This is a genomic window from Vibrio sp. 1CM23M, from assembly GCF_023161755.1.
Classification (GTDB): Bacteria; Pseudomonadota; Gammaproteobacteria; order Enterobacterales; family Vibrionaceae; genus Vibrio; species Vibrio coralliirubri.
Genome location: NZ_JALNTR010000002.1, coordinates 880,653 through 904,383 on the forward strand (window position 1 = coordinate 880,653; position 23,731 = coordinate 904,383).

19 protein-coding genes are annotated in these 23,731 nt (G+C 44.4%); 7 read left to right on the top strand and 12 right to left on the bottom strand.

Features of this window, described 5'->3' with window-relative positions:
• The first annotated feature begins 61 nt into the window (after nucleotides 1-61).
• Nucleotides 62-1,432 carry an adenylosuccinate lyase gene (purB, locus tag MSG35_RS09275; RefSeq protein ID WP_248383745.1) on the top strand — a complete coding sequence of 457 codons (1,371 nt, stop codon included), beginning with the start codon at nucleotides 62-64 and terminating at the stop codon, nucleotides 1,430-1,432.
• Nucleotides 1,433-1,696: 264 nt separating this feature from the next.
• Here purB and htpX read toward each other — a convergent pair whose 3' ends face one another.
• Nucleotides 1,697-2,560 (bottom strand): protease HtpX, encoded by an 864-nt coding sequence (gene htpX, locus MSG35_RS09280; RefSeq protein WP_048617716.1) that lies wholly within the window; start codon nucleotides 2,558-2,560, stop codon nucleotides 1,697-1,699.
• Between the two features lie 276 nt (nucleotides 2,561-2,836).
• Between htpX and MSG35_RS09285 the strand changes: the two genes are divergently transcribed.
• Nucleotides 2,837-3,004: a hypothetical protein gene (locus MSG35_RS09285; protein WP_017078977.1), complete on the top strand. Its 168-nt coding sequence runs from the start codon at nucleotides 2,837-2,839 to the stop codon at nucleotides 3,002-3,004.
• Nucleotides 3,005-3,117: 113 nt separating this feature from the next.
• On the opposite strand, the gene bioD is transcribed toward MSG35_RS09285, so the two are convergent.
• The 4 genes from bioD to bioB are packed head-to-tail and all read right to left on the bottom strand — an operon-like array spanning nucleotide 3,118 to nucleotide 6,852.
• A complete protein-coding gene (gene bioD, locus MSG35_RS09290; protein WP_172380166.1) occupies nucleotides 3,118-3,801 on the bottom strand; it encodes a dethiobiotin synthase in 684 nt (227 codons plus the stop codon).
• Entirely contained in the window at nucleotides 3,798-4,601 is an 804-nt protein-coding gene (gene bioC / locus MSG35_RS09295) for a malonyl-ACP O-methyltransferase BioC (protein ID WP_059019202.1), read from the bottom strand. The genes bioD and bioC overlap by 4 nt, the downstream gene beginning before the upstream one ends.
• Complete coding sequence (gene bioF / locus MSG35_RS09300; RefSeq protein ID WP_248383913.1) at nucleotides 4,602-5,813, bottom strand: 8-amino-7-oxononanoate synthase; 1,212 nt, start codon at nucleotides 5,811-5,813, stop codon at nucleotides 4,602-4,604.
• Nucleotides 5,800-6,852: a biotin synthase BioB gene (gene bioB / locus MSG35_RS09305; RefSeq protein WP_016792500.1), complete on the bottom strand. Its 1,053-nt coding sequence runs from the start codon at nucleotides 6,850-6,852 to the stop codon at nucleotides 5,800-5,802. Before bioB ends, bioF begins: the two co-directional genes overlap by 14 nt.
• A gap of 159 nt (nucleotides 6,853-7,011) precedes the next feature.
• On the opposite strand from bioB, the gene bioA reads away from it, so the two are divergent.
• Nucleotides 7,012-8,295, top strand: coding sequence for an adenosylmethionine--8-amino-7-oxononanoate transaminase (bioA, locus tag MSG35_RS09310; protein ID WP_248383746.1), 1,284 nt, complete (start codon nucleotides 7,012-7,014; stop codon nucleotides 8,293-8,295).
• Between the two features lie 462 nt (nucleotides 8,296-8,757).
• Nucleotides 8,758-10,404: a response regulator gene (locus MSG35_RS09315; RefSeq protein ID WP_248383747.1), complete on the top strand. Its 1,647-nt coding sequence runs from the start codon at nucleotides 8,758-8,760 to the stop codon at nucleotides 10,402-10,404.
• A gap of 124 nt (nucleotides 10,405-10,528) precedes the next feature.
• Here the strand turns inward: MSG35_RS09315 and serS are convergent, their stop codons facing one another.
• The 5 genes from serS to lrp form a co-directional block, all read right to left on the bottom strand.
• On the bottom strand, nucleotides 10,529-11,836 hold the full coding sequence (gene serS, locus MSG35_RS09320; RefSeq protein WP_010439959.1) for a serine--tRNA ligase: 1,308 nt from the start codon (nucleotides 11,834-11,836) through the stop codon (nucleotides 10,529-10,531).
• A 142-nt stretch (nucleotides 11,837-11,978) separates the two neighbouring features.
• Nucleotides 11,979-13,334, bottom strand: a complete 1,356-nt coding sequence (locus MSG35_RS09325; RefSeq protein WP_248383748.1) for a replication-associated recombination protein A — start codon at nucleotides 13,332-13,334, stop codon at nucleotides 11,979-11,981.
• Nucleotides 13,335-13,397: 63 nt separating this feature from the next.
• Nucleotides 13,398-13,994, bottom strand: a complete 597-nt coding sequence (lolA, locus tag MSG35_RS09330) for an outer membrane lipoprotein chaperone LolA (protein WP_248383749.1) — start codon at nucleotides 13,992-13,994, stop codon at nucleotides 13,398-13,400.
• A 75-nt stretch (nucleotides 13,995-14,069) separates the two neighbouring features.
• Nucleotides 14,070-17,240 carry a DNA translocase FtsK 4TM domain-containing protein gene (locus MSG35_RS09335; RefSeq protein WP_248383750.1) on the bottom strand — a complete coding sequence of 1,057 codons (3,171 nt, stop codon included), beginning with the start codon at nucleotides 17,238-17,240 and terminating at the stop codon, nucleotides 14,070-14,072.
• Nucleotides 17,241-17,403: 163 nt separating this feature from the next.
• Nucleotides 17,404-17,898, bottom strand: a complete 495-nt coding sequence (lrp, locus tag MSG35_RS09340; RefSeq protein WP_004734558.1) for a leucine-responsive transcriptional regulator Lrp — start codon at nucleotides 17,896-17,898, stop codon at nucleotides 17,404-17,406.
• Nucleotides 17,899-18,054: 156 nt separating this feature from the next.
• Here lrp and ald point away from each other — a divergent pair, with 156 nt between their 5' ends.
• The gene (ald, locus tag MSG35_RS09345; protein ID WP_017060246.1) at nucleotides 18,055-19,179 is read left to right on the top strand and encodes an alanine dehydrogenase; all 1,125 of its coding nucleotides are present in this window, start codon (nucleotides 18,055-18,057) and stop codon (nucleotides 19,177-19,179) included.
• A 155-nt stretch (nucleotides 19,180-19,334) separates the two neighbouring features.
• Here the strand turns inward: ald and MSG35_RS09350 are convergent, their stop codons facing one another.
• A complete protein-coding gene (locus MSG35_RS09350) occupies nucleotides 19,335-20,537 on the bottom strand; it encodes a methyltransferase (RefSeq protein ID WP_248383751.1) in 1,203 nt (400 codons plus the stop codon).
• 140 nt (nucleotides 20,538-20,677) lie between these two features.
• Nucleotides 20,678-21,652, bottom strand: a complete 975-nt coding sequence (gene cysB, locus MSG35_RS09355) for an HTH-type transcriptional regulator CysB (protein WP_248383752.1) — start codon at nucleotides 21,650-21,652, stop codon at nucleotides 20,678-20,680.
• Nucleotides 21,653-21,974: 322 nt separating this feature from the next.
• Between cysB and MSG35_RS09360 the strand changes: the two genes are divergently transcribed.
• Complete coding sequence (locus tag MSG35_RS09360; RefSeq protein ID WP_019822470.1) at nucleotides 21,975-22,739, top strand: hypothetical protein; 765 nt, start codon at nucleotides 21,975-21,977, stop codon at nucleotides 22,737-22,739.
• A 144-nt stretch (nucleotides 22,740-22,883) separates the two neighbouring features.
• Entirely contained in the window at nucleotides 22,884-23,639 is a 756-nt protein-coding gene (gene miaE, locus MSG35_RS09365; RefSeq protein WP_248383753.1) for a tRNA isopentenyl-2-thiomethyl-A-37 hydroxylase MiaE, read from the top strand.
• The last annotated feature ends 92 nt before the right edge of the window (nucleotides 23,640-23,731 follow it).

The window sequence follows — 23,731 nt, forward strand, 5'->3', positions numbered from 1 at the left end:
ATTGAGATTGTTACTGGTATAAACCTCTCAAAATTTAGAAAACTCAATTCAGGAGAACACCATGGAACTGTCAGCATTGACTGCTGTTTCACCAGTAGACGGCCGTTACGGAAGTAAGACTATTGCATTACGCAGCATCTTTAGTGAGTTTGGACTACTAAAGTACCGCTCTATCGTTGAAATTCGTTGGTTACAAAAGCTTGCAGCAACTGATGCAATCAAAGAAGTACCAGCGTTCAGTGCAGAAGCTAACCAGTTTCTTGATGAACTAGCCGCTAACTTCAGCGAAGAAGATGCTCTGCGTATCAAAGAGATTGAGCGCACGACAAACCACGACGTTAAAGCGGTTGAATACTTCTTGAAAGAGAAAGTCGCTGGCGTTCCTGAGCTTCACGCAGTTAACGAATTCATTCACTTTGCATGTACTTCTGAAGACATCAACAACACATCTCACGCGCTTATGCTTAAAGAAGCTCGTGATACAGTGATTCTTCCAGAAATACGTAACGTAATCGATGCTATCAAAGCTCTTGCGAACGAGTACCGTGATATTCCTCTTCTTTCTCGTACACACGGTCAGCCAGCTTCTCCTTCTACTATGGGTAAAGAGATGGCTAACGTTGCGTACCGTATGGAACGTCAATTCAAGCAAATCGAAAGCGTTGAGATCCTAGCGAAAATCAACGGTGCTGTAGGTAACTACAACGCTCATCTTTCTGCATACCCTGAAGTTGAATGGCACCAGTTCTCTGAAGAGTTCATCACTGAATCTCTTGGCGTAACTTGGAACCCTTACACAACTCAAATCGAACCTCACGATTACATCGCTGAGCTATTCGACGCAGTTGCTCGTTTCAACACGATTCTTCTAGACTTCGACCGTGACGTTTGGGGCTACATCGCTCTTGGTCACTTCAAGCAGAAGACTATCGCCGGCGAAATCGGTTCTTCTACAATGCCGCATAAAGTGAACCCAATTGACTTCGAAAACTCTGAAGGCAACCTTGGTCTAGCTAACGCTGTATTTGGCCACCTAGCACAAAAACTTCCAGTTTCTCGCTGGCAACGTGACCTAACTGACTCTACGGTTCTTCGTAACCTAGGTGTTGGTGTTGGCTACGCAATCATTGCATACACTTCAACTCTGAAAGGTATTAGCAAGCTAGAAGTTAACCGTGAAGCGCTACTTGCTGAACTAGACAAGAACTGGGAAGTTCTTGCTGAACCAGTACAGACAGTAATGCGTCGTTACGGCATCGAGAAGCCATACGAGAAGCTTAAAGAGCTAACTCGTGGTAAGCGTGTCGATGGCGAAGGCATGCGTGCATTCATCGACGGTCTAGAAATCCCTGCAGACGAGAAAGTTCGCCTGAAAGAGATGACACCAGCGAACTACATCGGTCAAGCAATCGAGCTGACTGACAAGCTGTAAGATTCGAACAAACGAATAAACAAAGGCTTCCCACGTGGAAGCCTTTTTGTTGTGTAGAACAAATGTTTCGAACAGTAGTCCCTAAATAAAACAACAGCCGTCAATCAAACCTGACTTCTCCAACTAGCCTACCGCATTCAAATACTGCAAACCGCATTAGACAGACACCCGTTCCTTTTCTTAAGCAGCAAGTACAAAAAGGCTCCCCGAAGGAAGCCTATAGAATACATATTGCCGCTTAACGACAGCAGTTTGTATTAGAGATTACATGTTACGTAGAGAAGCAATACGCTTATCTAGCGGCGGGTGGCTCATTAGAAGCTCAGTTAGAGACTTCTTACCGTTGATACCAAACGCCATCATAGAACCTTCTAGTTGTGGCTCGTGGCTCACCTTTAGACGCTCTAGCGCTGCAATCATCTTCTCTTTACCTACCAAGTGCGCTGCACCTGCATCAGCATGGAACTCACGATGGCGGCTGTACCACATCGTAATGAAGCTCGCTAGGAAACCAAATACCAGTTCCAGCACCATAGACACACCGAAGTACACCATCATGTTGCTGCCACCCTCTTCTTCGTTGTCATTCGACGCAACAATGTTGGCGATGAAACGAGATAGGAAGATAACGAACGTGTTCACAACACCTTGCATTAGGGTCATAGTCACCATGTCACCATTCGCGATGTGGCTAACTTCGTGAGCTAATACCGCTTCAGCTTCGTCACGCGTCATACTGTGCAGAAGACCCGTTGATACTGCGACCAATGAATCATCACGCTTAGCGCCCGTTGCAAATGCATTGATGTCTGGCGAATCGTAGATCGCCACTGTTGGCATACCAATACCAACTTGTTGAGATTGACGGCTTACCGTCTCCATCAACCAATGTTCTGTTTCGTTACGTGGGCTTTCAATGACCATGCCGCCTACAGAGCGTAGCGCCATTTTCTTCGACATCATTAATGAAATGAATGAGCCGCCAAAACCAAATACCGCAGCCATCACCAATAAGCCTGAGAGGCTACCGGGTTGCATACCTGTAACTGCGTATACAATATTAAGAACAACACTTAGTACCAATACAACCGCTAGGTTGGTTGCAAGGAACAACATTACTCGCTTCATTACTTATCTCCGCATGAAAGCTGTTTTTATAAAACTTATTGTTATAGACAAGGCAGACAGCAATAGATTCCAACCTTGAGACTTATACTTACTTATACATATAGTCTTAGATTAAGAAAACAAGGTTAAGCATTAAATTGCAACATTTGATTACGAGACCATATCCGAATTAAATCCACTCTATTAGACCTAAGTCGTATGGTGTCGATATAACAATCCGTTTACAGTGACTTCAGATGATTTATTGGCTAGTCCATGTACAAAAAGGGAAGGATCATGGTTGAAGGTACTAACACTCAAATGGCTATCGATTTACTGTGCTGTCACCTAGGGATTACTGAAGAAGAAGCAAAAAAGCAGATTGGAATCCTAACACCGCAAACGGCACAGACAAAAATCACAGAAACTCAGCAAGCTTTAATGGGACTAACGAAAGAACATTAATTCTAAGCTTGTTTATTAAAAGACCGGTTGTTTATCAACTCAAGGTCTAAAGGCTTAAATAGCAAAAGGGCTGCAATCGCAGCCCTTTTCTTATTTAGTACATAGCGTGATAATTAAAGCGCAAGCAAAGGCTGCACATCAATGTACTTACCAATGTTCTTAGACTTCGCTTTTGGTACGTAAGGAATTTCACCTAACTTTGGCGCACCTAGCTTATCTTCAAGCATCGCAATAATATCTGCGTAGTGCTCAGTACCTGGATTGATACGGTTTGCGACCCAACCTATTAGGTTTAGGCCATCAGCACGAATCGCTTCTGCCGTTAATAGAGCGTGGCTCAAACAACCAAGCTTAATACCCACAGTCAGTACCACTGGAAGCTGCTCTTTTTTAACCCAGCTAGACAAGTATTCATCATCTGAAACCGGTACACGCCAACCACCAGCACCTTCAACTAACACGATGTCAGAGTTTTGCTTATGCTCTTCCAGCTTTGCAGATAATACGGCTTCATCAATCACCACACCGTCATGCTTTGCAGCGATGTGAGGCGATGACGGTAACAATAGTGCATACGGGTTTACGTCTTCGTAAGCAATATCTTGCGTTGCCGCTTCTTGAAGATGCAGAGCATCACTATTACGTAAACCTTCAGGGTATTTCTCACACCCTGCAGCAACTGGCTTATAACCAATTGTCGATAAATCTTGTGCGGCCAAAGCTTGAAGAATCGCTTTTGAAACCACAGTTTTTCCCACTTCGGTATCCGTACCTGCAATAAATAATGCATCAATCATAATTGAATAACCCCTAAACAAACTTGATATGTTGCTGGCAAGAAACCTTGATGGTTTTTGAACTCTCGATATTCCCGTTCAACAAGCTGCAACATGCTGCGACTTGTTAAACCCTGTGAGCGACCACTTACGTGATTAGCGCCGATGCCTTTAAGGTCGCGCATCAGTTCAAACGCAGTGTCGTACCAAACGGTGATGGTGGGCAAGTCTAGTTGATGAACCGTACAGCTAGATTGCGCTAACGCAATTTTTACCTGATTGATTGTAATAAAATGGTTAACGTGTTGATGTGTGTCAATTTTGGACCATGATTTTTTCAACTCAAACAGTGACCCATCAAGCAAAGTTGAGAAAATAACACGCCCACTAGCCGCTGTAACACGCTTCATCTCTCTCAAAGGCGACGACAAGTCGTCACACCATTGCAACGCAAGGCTAGAGAAAACGATGTCAAAACACCCATCTTCAAACGGCAATTGTTCGGCATCGGCTTGTTGATATAAAGAGACAGATGCACCACAACGCTTCTCTGCTGTTGCTAACATTCCAACAGAAAGATCAGCGCAAACCACTTCGGCGCCTCGTTTTACAAGTTGCTCTGAGAAATAACCAGTACCACAACCTAGATCCAGCACCTTAAAGCCTGACAGATCGCTAGGTAATTTATCCAGTAATCGGTGGCCAACATCGCGCTGAAATTCAGCGTGTTTGTCATAGGTTGTTGCTGCTTTACCAAAAGCTTCGGCAATCGCACTCTTATCTTGGCCAACGTAATTATGCACTACTGCTTCTTGTGACATTTACTGAGCCTCTTTATTTGGTTCAAAGCTTGGATGGATACCCGATTTAATGCCTGAGTCGATATTTCGCTCAATGGCTTGATGCAACGACCTGGTTAACTGGAGAATCTGTTCTTGGCTATGGTTAGCCGTTAACGTGATTCGTAACCGAGCGGTTCCAGCAGGAACGGTTGGCGGCCTTATTGCGGTCACCCAAACTTGGTTTTTCTTTAACTCTTCAGCAATAGATAATGCCGCCTGAGCTTCACCTATCACAAATGGCTTGATCGGAGTCTGAGTATCCACAAAGCCTTTCAAGCCGCTCATCTGCTCTGCATAGAGAGCCCCTAACTCGATCAGCTTTTCTCGGCGCCACTCTTGAGTTTGAATCATCTGACAGGCATGAGACAAAGCCACCGCTTGTGAAGGTGGCATTGCCGTAGAGTAAACATGATGACGAGCAAACTGAGTTAAGTAATCACCCACTTCTGACGAACAAAGAATCGCAGCACCAGAAAGGCCAAGTGCTTTGCCAAAGGTCACCACCAAAATATCGGGGAAGATTTGTGCTGCACTGCAACTCCCAGCTCCTTTATCACCTAATACGCCGATACCGTGGGCATCATCAACCGCCAACCAACTGTCGTATTGATGAGTCAGGTTAGATATCTGGCTGAGAGGCGCTTGATCGCCATCCATGCTGAAAACGCCCTCAGTCACGACCAAGGATTGTGGAGATCGACTTAATAGAGACTCTAGATGCTGCGTGTCGTTGTGCTTAAAGCGTTTCATGGTTGCAGGTGAAAGCACCCCCGCTTCCATTAAAGAGGCGTGGTTAAGTTTGTCTTGCAACAGAGAGTCGTCTTTTTCGAGCAGAGAAAACAACAAAGCTTGATTAGCGCTGAAACCAGAACTAAAGAGAATGGCACGTTCAAAGCCCAACCATTCACACAGCTGAGCTTCTAAATTTCGATGAGCAGGACTAAAACCCGTGACCAATGGCGATGCTGCACTGCCAGCACCATACTGAGAAAGCCCCGCTTGCCACGCCTCCACCAATTCAGGGTCGTTCGCCAAGCCTAGGTAATCATTACTCGAAAAATTAATAAAGCGAGAACCTTCGCAAGTAAGCAAAGGACCATTACTGTTTTCGAGTACCTTGAGTTGACGAGTTAGCCCCTGCTCACGGCGTTGAACAAGGGCATCTTTGATACGGGATTTAAACAGTGGCATCGTAGAACATGTCATCTTTCGTTGGGCGAGCAGCAACGCGCTCCACCACTTGATCTAACAGTTCGTTTTCTTGAATTTCATCAGGCTTCTGAGCCACTTGTTGGCTGTTGATACCTAACTTCTTAAACAGCTGCATATCCGTGTCTTCATCTGGGTTTGGCGTAGTCAGTAACTTACAACCGTAGAAGATAGAGTTCGCGCCAGCCATGAAGCACATCGCCTGCATCTGTTCATTCATATTCTCGCGACCTGCAGATAGACGAACCGCAGACATTGGCATCATTATACGAGCAATCGCAATCAATTTAATGAAGTCAAAAGATTCAACATCATCGACGTTTTCCATCGGTGTGCCTTTCACTTTCACGAGCATGTTGATTGGCACACTCTCAGGGTGTACCGGAAGGTTCGCTAGCTCTACCAGCAGGCCTGCACGGTCATTCGTACTTTCGCCCATACCAATAATGCCACCAGAACAGATTTTCATACCGGCATCACGCACGTGAGATAGCGTATCTAAACGGTCTTGGTAAGTACGAGTGGTGATGATGCTGCCGTAGAACTCAGGAGATGTATCAAGGTTATGGTTGTAGTAATCCAAACCTGCATCCGCTAACTCGCCAGCTTGATCGGGGGTTAACATGCCTAGTGTCATACAAGTTTCTAGACCCATACCTTTCACACCTTTGATCATATCAGTCAGGTGAGGCATATCGCGTTCTTTCGGGTTTTTCCATGCCGCGCCCATACAGAAACGAGTCGAGCCTGCGTTCTTGGCTTTTTGCGCCGCATCCAAAACACGCTCTACTTCCATTAGGCGTTCTTTGTCGACATCCGTTCGGTAGTGAGCACTTTGAGGACAATACTTACAGTCTTCAGGACAAGCACCAGTCTTAATCGATAGAAGCGTACTCACCTGCACGTGGTTGTGCTCTTGGTACTGTCTATGAACCACTTGAGCTTCAAACATTAAATCCATAAACGGTTTTTCAAGCAGCGCTGTTACTTCAGCGACTGTCCAGTCATGACGAACTTCCACGTGTCGATCCTTTTTTATTATTTGATGTTTCATCTCTGTCAATAGAGATTGCATTTATGCTTGGCTAGTCTACCGACAAGCTTTAGACTGTCAACACATTGATAATATCAAAAGTTTACATCTGATTATTTTTTAATCATACCAAGAATGGAAGTTACTATGGATATCGCCTTTGATCGCCAGCATATCTGGCATCCCTACACATCAACGTTAACACCTCTGACCTGCTATCCAGTCACCAACGCAGACGGTGTTTACCTAGAATTAGAAGGCGGAAAACGAATTATTGATGGTATGTCATCTTGGTGGTCAACCATCCACGGCTACAATCACCCTGAGCTAAATGCTGCAGCTCACAGCCAAATCGATAAGGTTTCACACGTTATGTTTGGTGGCATCACCCACCAACCCGCTATCGATCTATGTAAGAAGCTTTTGAATCTCGCGCCAAGTAATCTTGAGCATGTATTTTTGGCCGATTCAGGTTCAGTAGCCGTAGAGGTTAGCCTCAAGATGGCACTGCAATATTGGCACGCTAAAGGACAACCTCGTTCAAAGTTCCTCACACTAAGAGATGGCTACCACGGTGATACCTTTGCGGCGATGTCAGTGACCGACCCTGACAACTCGATGCACAGCCTCTACAAAGGCTTTTTACCGGAACATATTTTCGCTGATTCGCCAAAAACAGGCTTTTGGGATGAGTGGAACTCAAGTGACATCGATAGTTTTCGAGAAAAACTGGCAGCACACCATCAAGAAGTCGCAGCGGTGATCTTAGAGCCAATCGTTCAAGGGGCTGGCGGTATGCGTATCTACCACCCTGAGTTCCTAAAACAGGTTCGCTTACTGTGTGATGAATTCAATGTATTGCTGATCTTGGATGAGATTGCGACCGGATTTGGCCGCACAGGGAAACTGTTCGCTTGTGAGCATGCCGATGTTCAACCGGACATCTTATGCGTAGGCAAGGCTTTAACTGGTGGCTATATGACATTGTCAGCGACGCTTGCGAGTAAAGAAGTTGCTGACACGGTATGTGGCGGTGAAGCGGGATGTTTTATGCACGGGCCAACCTTTATGGGTAACCCATTAGCTTGCGCAGTCGGTGCGGTAAGTTTATCCATCATCGAGCAAGGTCATTGGAAAAATCAAACTCAACAGATCGAACAGCTTTTCTCTGAGTTGCTACCACCGTTGCGAGAGCATGATCTTGTTAAAGACGTTCGTTGGTTGGGCGCGATTGGCGTCGTTGAAACTCACACACCCGTCGATATGGACACCATCCAAGCGCACTTTGTAGAGCAAGGCGTTTGGATCCGTCCGTTTGGTAAGCTAATTTATATGATGCCTCCATTTATCAGCGAACCTGCGCATATCGAGCAACTTGTTTCAGCCATTGATAAAGCTCTACAACAATCAGCTTGCTTCAAGTCAAATTGATATAAATAAAACCAAATAGAAATTCCGAAAATTTATTAGCATATAAGCCGATACGCCGCCTTTAGAGTGCTAAAGGTGGCCTACTCACAAAGCAAATAATCAGACAGCCAATAAAAAAATCTCAAACTGATATTTTATCTATGATTCCACCCTGAAGAATCTCACAAATAAATTTAATCCTCTCCATAAAAACAATTAGCAAAAGAGTGTTACCTATCGGGTCAATAGCCGCTTAAAATACAAGCCATTTTTTTGTCGGATATTATGATGAGCTTCCTCATTCGATTTCATTCTAGAATCAAATCAGCTAATTCAATTCGACTGTACTTAGATAATAAATAGTAACGAAAGCTTGTATCAACTTGGTAGAAACAGAGCTTTTCTGTTTTGTCGATCGTGCAAGACAGCAACGCAACCCGTAATCGCTGCAAAATTCACGTCAGTAAATAATTTAAAGTAAACATGAAATTAAACCAACTCAATGCACTTATCGTTGATGACTCATCGATCGTGCTATCAACCATCCGCAATATGTTGATTCATATCGGCTTTTCAGAGCGAATGATTTCAATTGCTAAATCCCCTCGCATCGCTATGACGATAACAAGCGAGACGACGTTTGATGTGATTATATGTGACTATAACTTTGGTAACACCATCAACGGCAAGCAACTGTTTGAAGAGCTTAAACAATCGAATAGATTGAAAGACGATGGAATATTTATTCTAGTTACAGGTGAGAACTCCGCTTTATCGATCCGCCCTATTTTAGAGCTTCGACCAGATAATTATTTATTAAAACCATTCAATCGTGAGACCTTAAAACAACGTATTACAAGCTCTTTAAAAAAGAAGCTGGTGCTACAAAAAATCTATAAGGCCGAACGAGAAAATGACTATAAAGCCGGTCTTGAGTTCTGCGAAGAGCTACTCGCCTTTAACCCAGAATACTTCGCCACAATTCAGCAATTTCGCGGAAGCTTTTTGTCAAAGCTCAAGCTTTACGAAGAAGCAAAGAACGTATATGAGAAGGCGCTTGATGAAGGCAGTTTTGATTGGGCTCAAGCGGGTCTAGCAAACAGCCTTGCGAATTTAGGTCAGATCAATGAAGCACAACAAATGATCGAAAGCTTGATTGATTCAGCACCCACCAGCACCTTGTATCGAGATCAAGCAGCTCAAGTGAACCTTATCAGTAATAAAGTTCCTGCTGCGATTGCCCATTTTAAATTGGCGAGTGCACTCACACCGGGTAACTCAGAAAGGGAACTGGCAATCGCAAACCTGTGTCTCTCCGTAAATGATACCAAGACGGCGTTGGTTCACTATCAGAACTATGTGCAGATCAATAGAGATACCTTTCGAGATAACCTCTATATGAAGCTCAACCATATTCGATTTTTGCTCTATTGCGCATCTGGTGAGAGCAACAATAAAGCGACACTCGACCAAGTAAACTATCTAATTTCGAAGATCCCTACAGAGGCAAGAGCAGGCCTTCAAACTGATTTGGCGCTTATCGCAGCACACATTGCAATGGAATCAAAACAGTACCAAAAAGCGGTGACTATTTTGACTGCACTGCATGACAGAAATAGCTTTAATGCATTCCCGGTTATCTATCACCACACCTGGTTGTTAGACAGAATGAGTTGTGAGAATGAGTTTAAAGTCGCAGAAAGTCGTTGTGGCATGTTGATCATCCAAACGGCGAACGAAACAGTTGTTTCTAGCCAAATGACCATGTGCAGTGAGATGAAACGCCGTAACGCAGAAAAGATGGAATGGCTCAAACAGAGCAACGTCAGCATTAAGCAGGCTTCGTCAGACTATAAACAGGTATTGGTCTCTTATTTAGAGATTCACAAGCGATGCCCGATGATCAAAAACGTATGCATGAACATCGTCAAACTGCTCTCTGTTATTTGGCCTGACGCAATGGGCGCGAAACAGGTTTTAACGATTATTCAGAAGTGTGATGGCGTGGTCACTCAACTTTATACACTTGATGAACTGACCAAAAACAATTATCAAAATTACTATCGAAAGGCGTTGCTAGCTTGTAAGCAAGCAGACGAAGCAACCAAAGCGAGCTTCTCTTTTATGTAGCTTCTCTTAAACAGCTGCTACTTAGGTAAGCTCCAGATACGAAAAAGGCTTTGCCATTACAGCAAAGCCTTTTAAATACTCTGGCAAGTCAGGTTAATCTAAATTTGATTAACCTAAATTGACATTAACCGATGTGCGTTACGCCGCCCATGTATGGCTGAAGTACTGCTGGGATAGCAATACGGCCATCAGCTTCTTGGTTGTTCTCAAGGATAGCAACCATAGTACGACCAACAGCAAGACCGGAACCGTTTAGTGTGTGTACAAGTTCAGGTTTCTTCTCGCCTTTACGACGGAAACGAGCTTGCATACGACGCGCTTGGAAGTCCCACATGTTTGAACAAGAAGAAATCTCACGGTAAGTCTCTTGTGCTGGAACCCATACTTCTAAGTCGTAAGTTTTCGCAGAACCGAAGCCCATGTCACCTGTACATAGAATCACTTTACGGTAAGGAAGCTCTAGAAGTTGAAGTACTTTCTCAGCGTGACCAGTTAGCTCTTCAAGCGCTGCCATTGAGTCTTCTGGCTTAGTGATTTGTACTAATTCAACTTTATCGAATTGGTGCATACGGATAAGACCACGAGTGTCACGACCGTAAGAACCCGCTTCAGAACGGAAACATGGCGTGTGAGCTGTCATCTTAAGTGGCAGTTCAGCTTCATCAGTAATCGTGTCACGAACCATGTTCGTTACCGGTACTTCCGCAGTAGGGATAAGCGATAGAGTCTTAAGAGGTACGTCACTTACTTGCTCAGTTAGCGGGCTTGTGTGGAACAAGTCTTCGCCGAACTTAGGAAGTTGACCAGTACCGTAAAGGCTATCGTGGTTCACTAGGTACGGTACGTACATTTCTGTGTAGCCGTGTTCATCAGTGTGAAGGTCCAGCATGAACTGAGCAATAGCACGGTGTAGACGTGCAAATTTGCCTTTCATCACGATGAAACGAGAACCCGAGATTTTAACTGCGCTAGCAAAATCAAGACCGCCAGACATTTCACCAAGATCGACGTGATCTTTCACTTCAAAGTCGTAAGTCTTAGGTTGACCCCAACGAGAAACTTCTACGTTGTCATCTTCGTCTTTACCATCTGGCACTTCTGCATCAGGTAGGTTAGGAATAGACATTGTGATCGTTTCTAGCTCAGATTGAAGATCAGCCAATGCTACTTTAGCTTGGTCTAGTTCTGCGCCTAAGTTGCCTACTTCTGCAAGGATACGCTCAGCTTCTTCATGGTCGCCTTTTGCTTTCGCTTGACCAATGGACTTCGATCGAGAGTTACGTAACGCTTGTAGCTCTTCAGTTTTCATCTGAAGGGACTTACGTTTTTCTTCAAGTTCACGAATTGTCTCTACATCAAGGGTGAAGCCTCGACGTGCTAATTTTGCCGCTGTTTCATCCAGCTCAGCTCGAAGTAATTTAGAATCCAGCATTGCTAATCCTATGCTTTAGTTATTTGAATATTCAGTAGATTGCTACTGAATCACTGCTAAACCCCTAAAACTGGTGCTATTTCGACCAATTTGTAACGATTTAATTGAAATTTTATGACTAGGTAACGATATCCAAAAAAGACTACTTTTCATAGCGTTTTTGTGGGCTTTTTGCGTCCAAATCCGCCAGATAATCTAGCTTCTCGCCAATTTTGGTCTCTAAGCCTCGTTTTGTTGGGAAATAGTATTGCTTCTCTCCCATTTCAGGAGGCAGGTACTTTTCACCCGCCGCGTAGGCTCCTGGTTCGTCATGAGCATAACGGTATCCTTGCCCGTAACCCATGTCCTTCATCAAAGTTGTCGGTGCATTTCGCAAATGATGAGGGACTTCATATTCCGGAAGGTTGTGAGCATCTGTTAACGCTTGCTTCCACGCGGTGTAAACGGCGTTACTCTTTGGTGCACACGCGAGATAAACAACCGCCTGCGCAATCGCACGCTCCCCTTCAGCAGGGCCAATGCGCGTGAAGCAATCCCAAGCCGACATCGCCACCTGCATGGCACGAGGGTCAGCGTTGCCAATATCTTCAGAAGCAATCGCTAGCAAACGTCTTACGATATACAAAGGGTCGCAACCCGCCGCAATCATTCGTGCAGACCAGTACAAGGCCGCATCAGGGTTTGAGCCACGAATTGACTTATGAACCGCAGATATTAGGTCGTACCAAATATCGCCCTTGTTATCGAAACGAGCGACTTTCTCACCAGCCACTTCAGCCAACAACTGCAAGGTTAACGCTTTCTCGCCTCTATCGTTATCTTCTGCCATGTCATACAGCAGTTCAAGGTAGTTAAGCGACATACGTGCGTCACCGTTAACCAGTTCTGCAAGGCGATCTAAAACATTATCAGCAAAATCAGCAGACACATCACCTAACCCGCGTTGCTTGTCTTCAATCGCTTGGCGAATCACGAGAGAAATATCATCTGTGTTCAGGGACGTCAGTTTGTAGACACGCGCGCGTGACAACAAAGCGTTGTTCAATTCAAAAGAAGGGTTTTCTGTGGTCGCACCAATAAAGGTCACGGTGCCATCTTCGATATGAGGCAGAAAAGCATCTTGCTGACTTTTGTTAAAGCGATGGACTTCGTCCACAAACAGAATGGTTCTGCGCCCAGCTTGCTTGTTCTCACGCGCTTTTTCAATCGCAATACGAATGTCTTTTACGCCCGAAGTTACCGCCGATACCCGCTCAACTTCTGCATTCGCATAGTTTGCTGCTACTTCGGCTAACGTCGTTTTACCGGTGCCCGGAGGCCCCCACAAAATCATCGAGTGGATATGGCCCGCTTCCAATGCTCTGCGAAGTGGTTTACCTGGGCCTAATATATGCTGCTGACCGATGTACTGTTCGACAGTTTCCGGTCTCATACGAGCAGCAAGGGGACGAAAATCTTCGTCCCCCGCAAAATCTAAGCTGTAATTACTCAATTGCAATCTCTTGATTCGTTGATGGCATTTATGCCTATCGACGTACTACCAAACGATCTGCTTTTTAGATCAGTTTCTTTGGTCGTCGACCTCGACACCTTCCGGTGCCACAAAAGTAAAGCGGTCTGCTGCAGGTTTACCCAAGTCAACATTGCTAAAGGTAAACTCACCTTTTTGACCGTCTTGTTCAATCACATTAAAGCCCTGAACAATGCCCTTTTCGGTGATATTAATCTGGAAGTCGCCCTGATTAGAATCGACAGCGGTTGGCGTTAGCGTAAATTGGTTACCCGTTTGCGCCACATTATAGTTATCCCAATCGCTTTCTTGGTTACGTGTAAGTAGGACAAAAGGTGTCTGTGATGCCGCTTGCTCTTGCCAGTAAATGCTCACTTGCTCAATGAACGGGCTGTAGTACCACAAGCTTTGGCCATCAGATACCAACAAGTTTTCATCAGGGAACGTGGTTTCCCAGCGGAACAAGCTTGGGCGTGCAATCTCTACCGTGCCCTCACCTTCCATAACAACATCACCATCAGGGCTGGTCACGATTTGTTTAAAGTCAGCGCTGAAGCCTGCGTTTAATGCCAAACGGCTACTCAACTCTTCTTTCGGAGAAGCAAACACTGAGAAGCTCATAAATAAAAGTGCGAATACTTTTTTCATCAATAATCCTGTTAGAACATAAGTCGGTCATATTTTCGATTTGACCGACTTAATGGGTATGAGTTCCTAGTGGAACTAATCTTTTGGTGGCGCTGGTGCTAAGACTTCTCGGTTACCGTTATGGCCTGGAGCACTTACGATACCTTGAGCTTCAAGTTGCTCGACAATACGTGCAGCACGGTTGTAGCCAATCTTGAATCGACGTTGTACGCCTGAGACTGAGCCGCGACGTGAATGAACAACGTGTTCTACCACTTGGTCAAACAAAGGATCGACCTCTTCATCACCTTCCATTTTCTCGCCCGGAAGCAAGGTTTCAGGGGTCTGTTCGCCGTTGGTGATCTCATCAATATAGTTTGGCTTACCACGCGCTTTCCAGTTATTCACGACTGCATGCACATCATCATCAGATGCAAAGGCACCGTGAACACGAGTTGTATGGCTAGAACCCGGTGGCAAGTAAAGCATATCACCCATGCCCAATAGTGATTCCGCACCACCTTGGTCAAGAATAGTTCGTGAATCCGTTTTGGTTGATACCGTAAAGGCCACGCGGGTTGGAATGTTCGCTTTAATAAGACCAGTAATAACATCTACAGATGGACGTTGCGTCGCTAGGATCAAGTGAACACCCGCCGCACGTGCTTTTTGTGCCAAACGCGCAATCAGTTCTTCAACTTTCTTACCTACCACCATGATTAGGTCGGCAAATTCATCAACGATAACCACAATGTAAGGCAGCTTCTCAAGCAATGGTGCTTCAGGATCCATGCTGTCGCCCGGCTTCCACAGCGGATCGTGAATTGGGTGACCCGCTTCCGCTGCCATCTTAAGCTTATCGTTGTAACCTTTAATGTTACGAACGCCTAATGCAGACATCAGCTTATAACGTCGTTCCATCTCGCCAACACACCAACGAAGGGCGTTCGACGCATCTTTCATGTCAGTTACCACTTCAGACAATAGATGAGGGATGCCTTCATAAACCGATAGCTCAAGCATTTTCGGGTCGATCATGATGAATCGAACATCTTCCGGTGATGCTTTGTAAAGCATACTCAGAATCATTACGTTCACACCTACCGACTTACCAGAACCGGTTGTACCCGCAACCAGAACGTGAGGCATTTTCGATAGATCAGCAATGACCGCTTCACCAGCGATGTCTTGTCCTAGGACCACTGTCGTTGGCGATTTCGCTTCTTGGAACTGAGGGCTAGCAACCACATCTGAGAAGAATACCGTTTGGCGACTCATGTTCGGCAGTTCTAAGCCAACATAAGGTTTACCCGGAATCACTTCTACGACACGTACTGCCAATGCAGAGAGCGAACGCGCTAAGTCCATAGAAAGGCCTGAAATACGACTTACTTTCACGCCCGGAGCCAGATCGAGTTCGAATCGAGTGATTACTGGTCCAGGGAAAATATCAACCACATCGGCTTTGATCTTGTAATCCGCTAGCTTAGATTCCACAAGGCGAGCAATTGCCTCTAATGCGTCACGGTCAATAAAGGTTTCACGCTTTTCAGGGTGGAATAACAATTCAAGCGTTGGTAATGGCTCAGCAGGCTTCGGTAAATTAACATCTTGTTGAACCAAGAACGGGTTCTGCGCAGCTGCCATATTCGCTTGTGCTTCAGAGACAATGCTTTGGAATGCGGCGACATCTTGATCTTGATGCGCAGATTCTTCTTCCGTTACTTCTTCCCAAGGAAGATCAACAGCTGGCTCTAAGCTCTGCTCTATTGGTTGTTCAGGCTCTGAATGTTCTTCTTGATAAGAGAAAGGTTCAAACTGTTCTTCGGTTAATGCTGCGCCAGCTAACTCAGCTTCAGTCTGCTCAGACTCAAGATCTGAACCCTGTTGGTAGCTTTGCTCTTCCGTTACATCAAACGGTGAAGGTGGTGCAGAAAAATCGTCTTCCACGGTTGCTTCTGGCTCACCCATAGGTGAAGCGTATAAGGATTCAGGTTGAACATCTTCAGAACCAAATTCGCTATTTACTGTTGGTGAGCTCTCCATTTCTGGTTCAGCACTTTCAAGGTCAGCATGAGCAGGGCTAACTTCTGGTTGTTCGTTCTGCATGTATTGTTGGTAAGCAACCTGAGAATTATGCGCGTCGAGCTGATCTTGTTCTGCTAGATCATCTTCATACATGGCCGCATTTTCTAGTTGCTCGATCGTTGCATTCAACTGTTTAGAGCGCTCAATACCTTCTTCTAACTGTTCTTCTGGCGCTTGGTAAACAGGTGCTGCAGGGATCGGTTGCTCTGGTTCAATTACCGCTTGAGGCTGAACCTGAGGTTCTTCATGAACAGGAGCATCTTGCTTCGCTGGAGCTTCGACAGGCATATGAATGTTGTAATGACGCTTCGGAGATGCAGCATTGTCTCGCGCATTTGTCGCCACGTCTGAAGAATCATTGGTCGCAGAAAAACTCATCGCAGGATCTAGCGGGTCATGCTCTGTTGATTCTTTGTTGTCTTCTATAGCAGGAACATCGCGGTAAGTTGGCTCTTGATGCTGGTGATGACGTTCTTCGATTAAATCGCGGTCTGCTGATTCTCTTAATTGAGGCTCAAGCAGCTCTTGTTCTTGTCCACGAGCCTTATTAACAGCAGAAGTGAAAAATTTGATGGCACATTCACCCAACCATTCCACAATACTTAACCAGGAAATACCGGTTAATAGAGTAAAGCCAGCACCCCATAAGAAAAGAAGAACCAGCGTACTACCAAGAACATTCAACGTTGGAAGAGCAAGGCTTGTTAAAACGTCACCTACCACGCCACCGGATGAAAAGTACCAGATGTCATCAAAGTTGATATCCGCGAGACCACAACTCGTAAGAATAAGGATAGTCAGGCCAAGCAAGCGAGTGCCCCAAAGCATGAAGTCTATCTGCTCGTCTTCATTACGTTTGCGGAATAAAACCCACGCAGCGACCGTCACTAAGATAGGCAGAGGGTAAGCCAAAGAACCAAATACGAAGAAAAGCGTATCTGCCAACCAAGCACCTAGATAGCCACCCGCATTTTGAATGTCACCACCCCACGCCGTTTGCGACCATGATGGGTCTGCAGGACTAAAAGTTAATAACGCAACGGCAAGTAGAATAGAGAAGAGAACACCGAGAATCAGACTGCACTCTTTGAGACGTTGAGAACCACTCAAACGAGGAGACTGAGGCTCTTCACTCGTTTTAATGATTGTTTCTACTTTATTACTGCTCTGCTTGAACATAAACCAACTTAATAATTAAACGGGATAAAAACATCTCGAGCGGCCAAAGCCGCTCGTTTCAATGAAACTACTGTTGATTTAACCATATCAAACAGAAAAACCCAATTCCAGAAAGCAAGAAAGCGGAACAAATGTCCGCTTTCTTTCATTTCACCAATTGTGACTAACGAGTTTTAATCACAAGTTGATTGGTTTGTTTCACTTCTTCCATTACTACGTAAGTTCGAGTGTCGTTTACGCCCGGTAGACGAAGTAACGTATCACCCAGTAGCTTACGGTAAGCACCCATATCAGATACACGTGTTTTTAGAAGATAGTCAAAATCACCCGACACTAAATGACACTCTTGGATGTCATCCAGTTTCTGCACAGCGGTGTTGAATTGTTCGAACACATCTGGCGCACCACGGTTCAACGTAATTTCAACAAACACTAAAAGTGAAGCATCAAGGTACTGTGGGTTCAGCAACGCTGTGTACCCAGTAATGTAACCTTGACGTTCTAAACGACGAACACGTTCAAGACATGGAGTTGGAGAAAGTCCTACTCGTTTTGAGAGTTCAACGTTTGAGATACGACCGTCTTTTTGCAACTCATTAAGAATGTTGCGGTCAATACGATCTAGTTCCTTGGACGGCTTCTTATAATTGTCTGCCATTTTTTATTCCACCTTATTACTTCCTTGCAAAAAAATATACTACAACTTTTTAATATTCAGTATCAAATTTTATCTGAACCTATCTATACTAGATATTAATTCGACAGAATTACCCTACACATAGATAAAACAACCAAAATAAAATGAGGAGTCAGGATGATCATTGGCGTACCTAAGGAAATCAAGAACCACGAATACCGCGTTGGTATGACCCCAGCTAGCGTGAGAGAACTAATCTCACACGGCCACCAAGTTTTTGTAGAAACCAATGCCGGTACTGGTATCGGTTTTTCAGACGATGATTACATCGCTGTAGGCGCATCCATTCTTCCTACTGCTGCTGACGTTTTCGCGAAAGCAGAGATGATTGTAAAGGTTAAAGAACCTCAAGCTGTCGAGCGAGCTATGCTTCGCGAAGGGCAAATATTATTTACCTATTTACACCTTGCACCAGATTTTCCACAAACTGAAGAGCTTATCAAGAGCAAAGCTGTCTGCGTAGCCTATGAGACTGTAACAGATAATATGGGTCGCTTGCCACTATTAGCACCAATGTCTGAAGTAGCTGGTCGTATGTCTATTCAAGCAGGTGCACAAACATTAGAGAAATCTAACGGTGGTTGTGGTCTTCTTCTTGGTGGCGTTCCTGGTGTTGAACCAGCAAAAGTTGTTGTTGTTGGTGGCGGTGTTGTAGGTGCTAACGCAGCACGTATGGCTGTAGGCCTTCGCGCTGATGTTACAATTCTTGACCGTAACGTAGATACACTGCGTCGTCTTGATGAAGAATTCCAAGGTCGCGCAAAAGTGGTTTATTCTACTGAAGACGCTATTGAGAAGCATGTTCTAGAAGCAGACCTAGTGATTGGTGCTGTACTAATCCCTGGTGCAGCAGCTCCAAAACTGGTTACAAAAGAGCACATCGCTAAGATGAAACCAGGTTCAGCAGTTGTTGACGTTGCAATCGACCAAGGCGGTTGTTTCGAGACTTCTCACGCAACCACTCACGCAGACCCAACTTACATTGTTGATGACGTAGTTCACTACTGTGTTGCAAACATGCCTGGCGCTGTTGCTCGCACTTCAACGTACGCACTAAACAATGCAACACTTCCTTACATTGTTAAGCTAGCGAACAAAGGCTACCGCGAAGCACTTCTATCTGATGAAGGCTTCCTAGAAGGTCTAAACGTTATTCATGGTAAAGTAACTTGTAAAGAAGTTGCAGAGAGCTTTGACCTTGAATACGTAGACCCAGCAGAAGCAATCGCAATGTTTAACTAATGATGTAATGACTAACTGAACGCAATAATCTTCTCGTTGAAGCGTTCAGTTAACTCATACACATTAAACAAAAAGCCAGTACGACATTATGTCGCACTGGCTTTTTTGCATTAATGGATTTAGGTCGAAAAAACACGTAACAGTACGATTTACCACTAGCGCTCGATTTTAACCCCATGAATCAATAGGTTTCTTGGCGTAATACTGCGTTCGCAGAACTCTTCAATCGTAGCTTCATAACCTTGTTCTTGCAGATAGATAGCGCGATCTAACGCCAGCCATATCTCTAAAGGTCTTCTAAAGACTTGTTGAACCAAACTCAGCTTCTCCATTTCCCAGAAAAGCGCTTCGCCTTGAATCAAATAAGAGTCAAAATCGATATCGGAACCCAGCGACATCTCTTTCACTTCAGATGCCCAACGACAGAAGGATTCAAAACCCTCAGCTAACTCTGATTTTTTGATGCTCGGTACAGGAATATATTCGTCAATGTTAAGTTCAGCCTTAAGTAACTGGCTGAAGCCTAGACGATAGCTCATCTCTAGTTGACGATGTCTTTTTACTCTTTCACCACCAGTGACGGTTTCTTGAAGCGGGATTCTTAAATCGCTCTTACTTAACGTTAATGCTGATCTTTTCGAGACAGAAGACATCGCTTGGTAGTTTTCGTCTCGAATAAGATGATAACAACAAGGGGAAATCGTGACCGCGGGTAGCCCATGTGACACTGACTTTTTAACTAACTCAACATGAAGATCGCCACAAGCATGAAGGGCTACTGCATGTTGGTTTGAGTTAAACACGTCATCGGCCTTGTCTGAAAACGCATCTCCTTGAACAAAATTAATCGCTAACTTCTGGTCATCCGCAATCTTTTGTCCGCTTTCGCATAACGATTGCTGCCATTCAAAGCTAGTGACTTTTTGATCCGATTGCTGAGATAGGATTCGACCAAGAAAGCCTTTACCAGAACACCATTCGAGCCACTCTTTGCCATGGTGATGGCCTAATGCAGCCTCGCCCATTGCGACAATTTGATGTAGCTTTCGGCCAGGAATACCCTCAGCAGTACCACGTGGGAGGTCTAAACCAACCAAAGCAGTGTTATCGAACTGGATGTTTTGGGTAACAGTTTCTAATTCAGGTAGGAAACGAGTCAGTTCCTCAATCAAAAGCTGAGGCTGCTCTTTTAAGGTTTGAATGCTTTCATTATCTAAGCTTTCTAACCAATCAACGAGTGGACGATTGACCTCTTTCCACGGCTGCTGTTGAGTTTGGCATAGGTGAAAAGGCTCTGAACGCCAGTAAATCTGGTGCTCCAGCAAAAATGAATCGAGTATTTTAAATCGTGAATGCATGCTTCCCCCTATGATGCGTGGATTGTAGGGGTAAGAGGTCGAAATGGAAAGGCTCGATAAAGAAAACGAAAACTAAAAGCCCTAAAGAAAAACGGCCTGCAAATACAGGCCGAATAAGAATCTAGATTTACACGACGAGATTAACGAACTGGCAGCTCGATATCTTTAAACATCTCTTCTATTTCTTCATTCGATTTCAAAGAAATAGCTTGCTCAACCACAGGGCGAGTTAAGTGCGGTGCAAAACGCTCCATGAAATCAAACATGTAAGAACGCAGGAAGGTACCTTTTCTAAAACCAATGCTGGTTGTGCTCGCACCAAATAGATGGCTCGCATCAATCGCAACCAAATCAGTATCTTGCTCGTGGTCAATCGCCATACTTGCAATTACACCAACACCAATGCCCATACGAACGTAGGTTTTGATTACGTCTGCATCGGTCGCGGTAAACACAACGCGCGGTGTTAACCCTACTTTGTTAAACGCGGTATCAAGCTCAGAACGGCCAGTGAAACCAAATACATAAGTCACGAGAGAGTAAGCCGCAAGATCTTCGATCGTGATATTACGCTTCTGTGCCAGAGGGTGATCTTTGGCCACGACGATCGAACGGTTCCAGTGGTAACAAGGCAGCATAATCGCATCTTGGTAAAGGTGTAGCGCTTCCGTTGCAATCGCAAAATTCGCTGTACCTTTAGCGACGGCTTCTGACATTTGGCTTGGCGTGCCTTGGTGCATGTGAAGCGATACTTTAGGGTAACGCGCCGTGAAACCTTTAATCACATCAGGCAGTGCATAACGAGCTTGAGTATGAGTCGTTGAAATATTCAATGTACCCATCTCTGGATGAGTGTGCTCACCCGCTACCGCTTTAATACTTTCAACGCGTGCCAAAATCTCTTGAGAGATACGAATAATATCTTCACCCGCTTGGGTAACCTGCGTTAGATGCTTGCCGCTACGCTCAAAAATCTGAATACCTAGTTCGTCTTCAAGTAATCTAACTTGCTTACTAATGCCAGGCTGAGATGTGTACAAACTCTCTGCTGTAGCTGAAACATTTAGGTTATGGTTTACAACCTCAACAATGTACTTCAGTTGCTGTAACTTCATATCTAACCTCGTAATCCTTTACTCATTTCTGTGCTAACTTATTTGCAAAGAGAGCGTTATAGTCGCGTGTAATATAATTAATAGTTATAACGCTTCGAACACAAAAATGACAGAAAAATTGAGTTTTTCTAGCTTAACAAACAAAAATATCACTAACGCTTTGCAACCCAACCCTCATTCTCATACATTAGTTGGTAAGTTTTGATTGCCGATTTCGCTCAACAAGAGATAATCAGAAATTGCAATTTACGAGTGCCGATACACAATGGAATCGTGTATGCTCTCCAGTTAGCTATAGAAAATAATAAGCAGACTCAAATATATGAATATTGGTTTAATAATCGCCTTAGTAGCCGTTCTTTTGGTGTTAGTTTTAGGCTACAACATCATGCTTCAATATAAAGTTAAGGTAGAAACAGCGAAGAAACAGGAAGCTTCTCGTTATCTAACCATTATTGATGGTACAGAAGAACTGATTGGCAACGCTCATCACATGCCGTTTAGCCAAGATCTTCTTGTATGCTTAAACAATCGAATTCTTGATGCATTAGAAAACATGTATCAACTCGATCCAAAAAATAAGCAGCTTGCCCAACGCATTGAAAGCGTAAAACAACAAATTACTCAGCTTAAAGAGAACTACAAAGGTGGCGAGAGTACCGCTTTCCGCTCACCAAGCAGTGACAAGCAAGCGATCATGATGCTTAAGTTAGTTAAACGCCTGCGTGATACGGTACGTAACGAGCACAATAAAGGCCGTTTCGAGACCCAAGCTTACGTGGTTGAAAATGCTCGCCTAGAAACGATTCAAATCCGTATTAACATTGAAAATGTTATCAAACGTGCAAACGATTCGATTTCTCGCGGACAACCGGGAACAGCGATTCAGCTATTACGCAAAGGTATTGATGCTTTAGCGACTAAGAACGACTCCTACTCTAATCAAGCCAAAGAAAAGCTTCAGCAGATGCTCAACGAGCTTGACCAGAAACGCCAAGACAAAAACGCTCAAGATTTACAGCAGATGGAATCTAAAGAGCGAGAAGACGATATGGACGCCCTCTTCGGTCAGAAGAAGAAGTGGTAACACTCTAATTCAACACTTAAAGGCCGCCTTATTTACATTAAAATAGGCGGCCTTTTTTGTAGCTGTTGAATTTCCTTTCTCTGTATAGGGAGATCTCTTGAGCTGTGATAAAATCCCCGCATTATCAACAAACTTTCCCTGACCATGTATCAAGAATTACTCGCTCCAATCCACTCTTTTCTTAAAGCCGAAACGCCAGATTCATGGATAGATGAAGCCAAAAAGCCTGAAAACCTTCACATCATTCTGCGCGATCACATGCTGTGTGAACTTAAGGCGGCACAGAGTGCTTTGTTCCTTATCCGCAAGTACGCAGTTGATAAAGAAAGCGCGAAGCAACTGAATGAATGGATTTTGCCATACGAACAATTTGCTTACCGTCGTATCGGAGACTTAGAGTCTCTACGTGGTAAAAGCAACGTATCCAAGCAAATCACCGCGAAAGAAGGTTGTAACTACGGTGAAGACCTGATCGATAAGATGGTATTACTGATCAAAGAAGAGCTGCATCACTTCTACCAAGTCATGGAATTGATGGAGAAGAAAGGCGTGACTTACCAGCCAATCGAGGCGGGTCGTTACGCTAAAGGCTTGATCAAACAAGTTAAGACTTACGAGCCTGATGCTCTGGTTGATAAGCTTATCATCGGTGCGTTTATTGAAGCTCGCTCTTGTGAACGATTCGCTAAATTGGCTCCTTTCTTGGAAGAAGACATGGAGAAGTTTTATGTGTCTCTACTTCGTTCAGAAGCTCGCCACTACCAAGATTATCTTGAGCTAGCAGAGCAGATCGCAGGGAAAGATATTTCAGAGCGTATTGCGCATTTTGCTCAAGTAGAAGCTGATCTTATCACTTCAGATGACAGCGACTTCAAATTCCATAGTGGTGCTCCAGTTTAAGCTCCACACTGAGCATTCAGTCCAGTTTAGACTAATCCAGACTAAAAAATTAAGGCCAGCAATTTGCTGGCCTTCTTTATTTATATCTCAAT

What these genes read in the sequence shown, in the direction of transcription:
- MSG35_RS09315 (WP_248383747.1), top strand. Translation starts at nt 8,758, where the DNA reads ATGAAATTAAACCAACTCAATGCACTTATCGTTGATGACTCATCGATC.
- serS (WP_010439959.1), bottom strand. Translation starts at nt 11,836, where the DNA reads ATGCTGGATTCTAAATTACTTCGAGCTGAGCTGGATGAAACAGCGGCA.
- lolA (WP_248383749.1), bottom strand. Translation starts at nt 13,994, where the DNA reads ATGAAAAAAGTATTCGCACTTTTATTTATGAGCTTCTCAGTGTTTGCT.
- MSG35_RS09285 (WP_017078977.1), top strand. Translation starts at nt 2,837, where the DNA reads ATGGTTGAAGGTACTAACACTCAAATGGCTATCGATTTACTGTGCTGT.
- cysB (WP_248383752.1), bottom strand. Translation starts at nt 21,652, where the DNA reads ATGAAGTTACAGCAACTGAAGTACATTGTTGAGGTTGTAAACCATAAC.
- htpX (WP_048617716.1), bottom strand. Translation starts at nt 2,560, where the DNA reads ATGAAGCGAGTAATGTTGTTCCTTGCAACCAACCTAGCGGTTGTATTG.
- purB (WP_248383745.1), top strand. Translation starts at nt 62, where the DNA reads ATGGAACTGTCAGCATTGACTGCTGTTTCACCAGTAGACGGCCGTTAC.
- MSG35_RS09350 (WP_248383751.1), bottom strand. Translation starts at nt 20,537, where the DNA reads ATGCATTCACGATTTAAAATACTCGATTCATTTTTGCTGGAGCACCAG.
- MSG35_RS09360 (WP_019822470.1), top strand. Translation starts at nt 21,975, where the DNA reads ATGAATATTGGTTTAATAATCGCCTTAGTAGCCGTTCTTTTGGTGTTA.
- miaE (WP_248383753.1), top strand. Translation starts at nt 22,884, where the DNA reads ATGTATCAAGAATTACTCGCTCCAATCCACTCTTTTCTTAAAGCCGAA.
- bioC (WP_059019202.1), bottom strand. Translation starts at nt 4,601, where the DNA reads ATGTCACAAGAAGCAGTAGTGCATAATTACGTTGGCCAAGATAAGAGT.
- MSG35_RS09335 (WP_248383750.1), bottom strand. Translation starts at nt 17,240, where the DNA reads ATGTTCAAGCAGAGCAGTAATAAAGTAGAAACAATCATTAAAACGAGT.
- ald (WP_017060246.1), top strand. Translation starts at nt 18,055, where the DNA reads ATGATCATTGGCGTACCTAAGGAAATCAAGAACCACGAATACCGCGTT.
- bioF (WP_248383913.1), bottom strand. Translation starts at nt 5,813, where the DNA reads ATGCCACTGTTTAAATCCCGTATCAAAGATGCCCTTGTTCAACGCCGT.
- bioD (WP_172380166.1), bottom strand. Translation starts at nt 3,801, where the DNA reads ATGATTGATGCATTATTTATTGCAGGTACGGATACCGAAGTGGGAAAA.
- lrp (WP_004734558.1), bottom strand. Translation starts at nt 17,898, where the DNA reads ATGGCAGACAATTATAAGAAGCCGTCCAAGGAACTAGATCGTATTGAC.
- bioA (WP_248383746.1), top strand. Translation starts at nt 7,012, where the DNA reads ATGGATATCGCCTTTGATCGCCAGCATATCTGGCATCCCTACACATCA.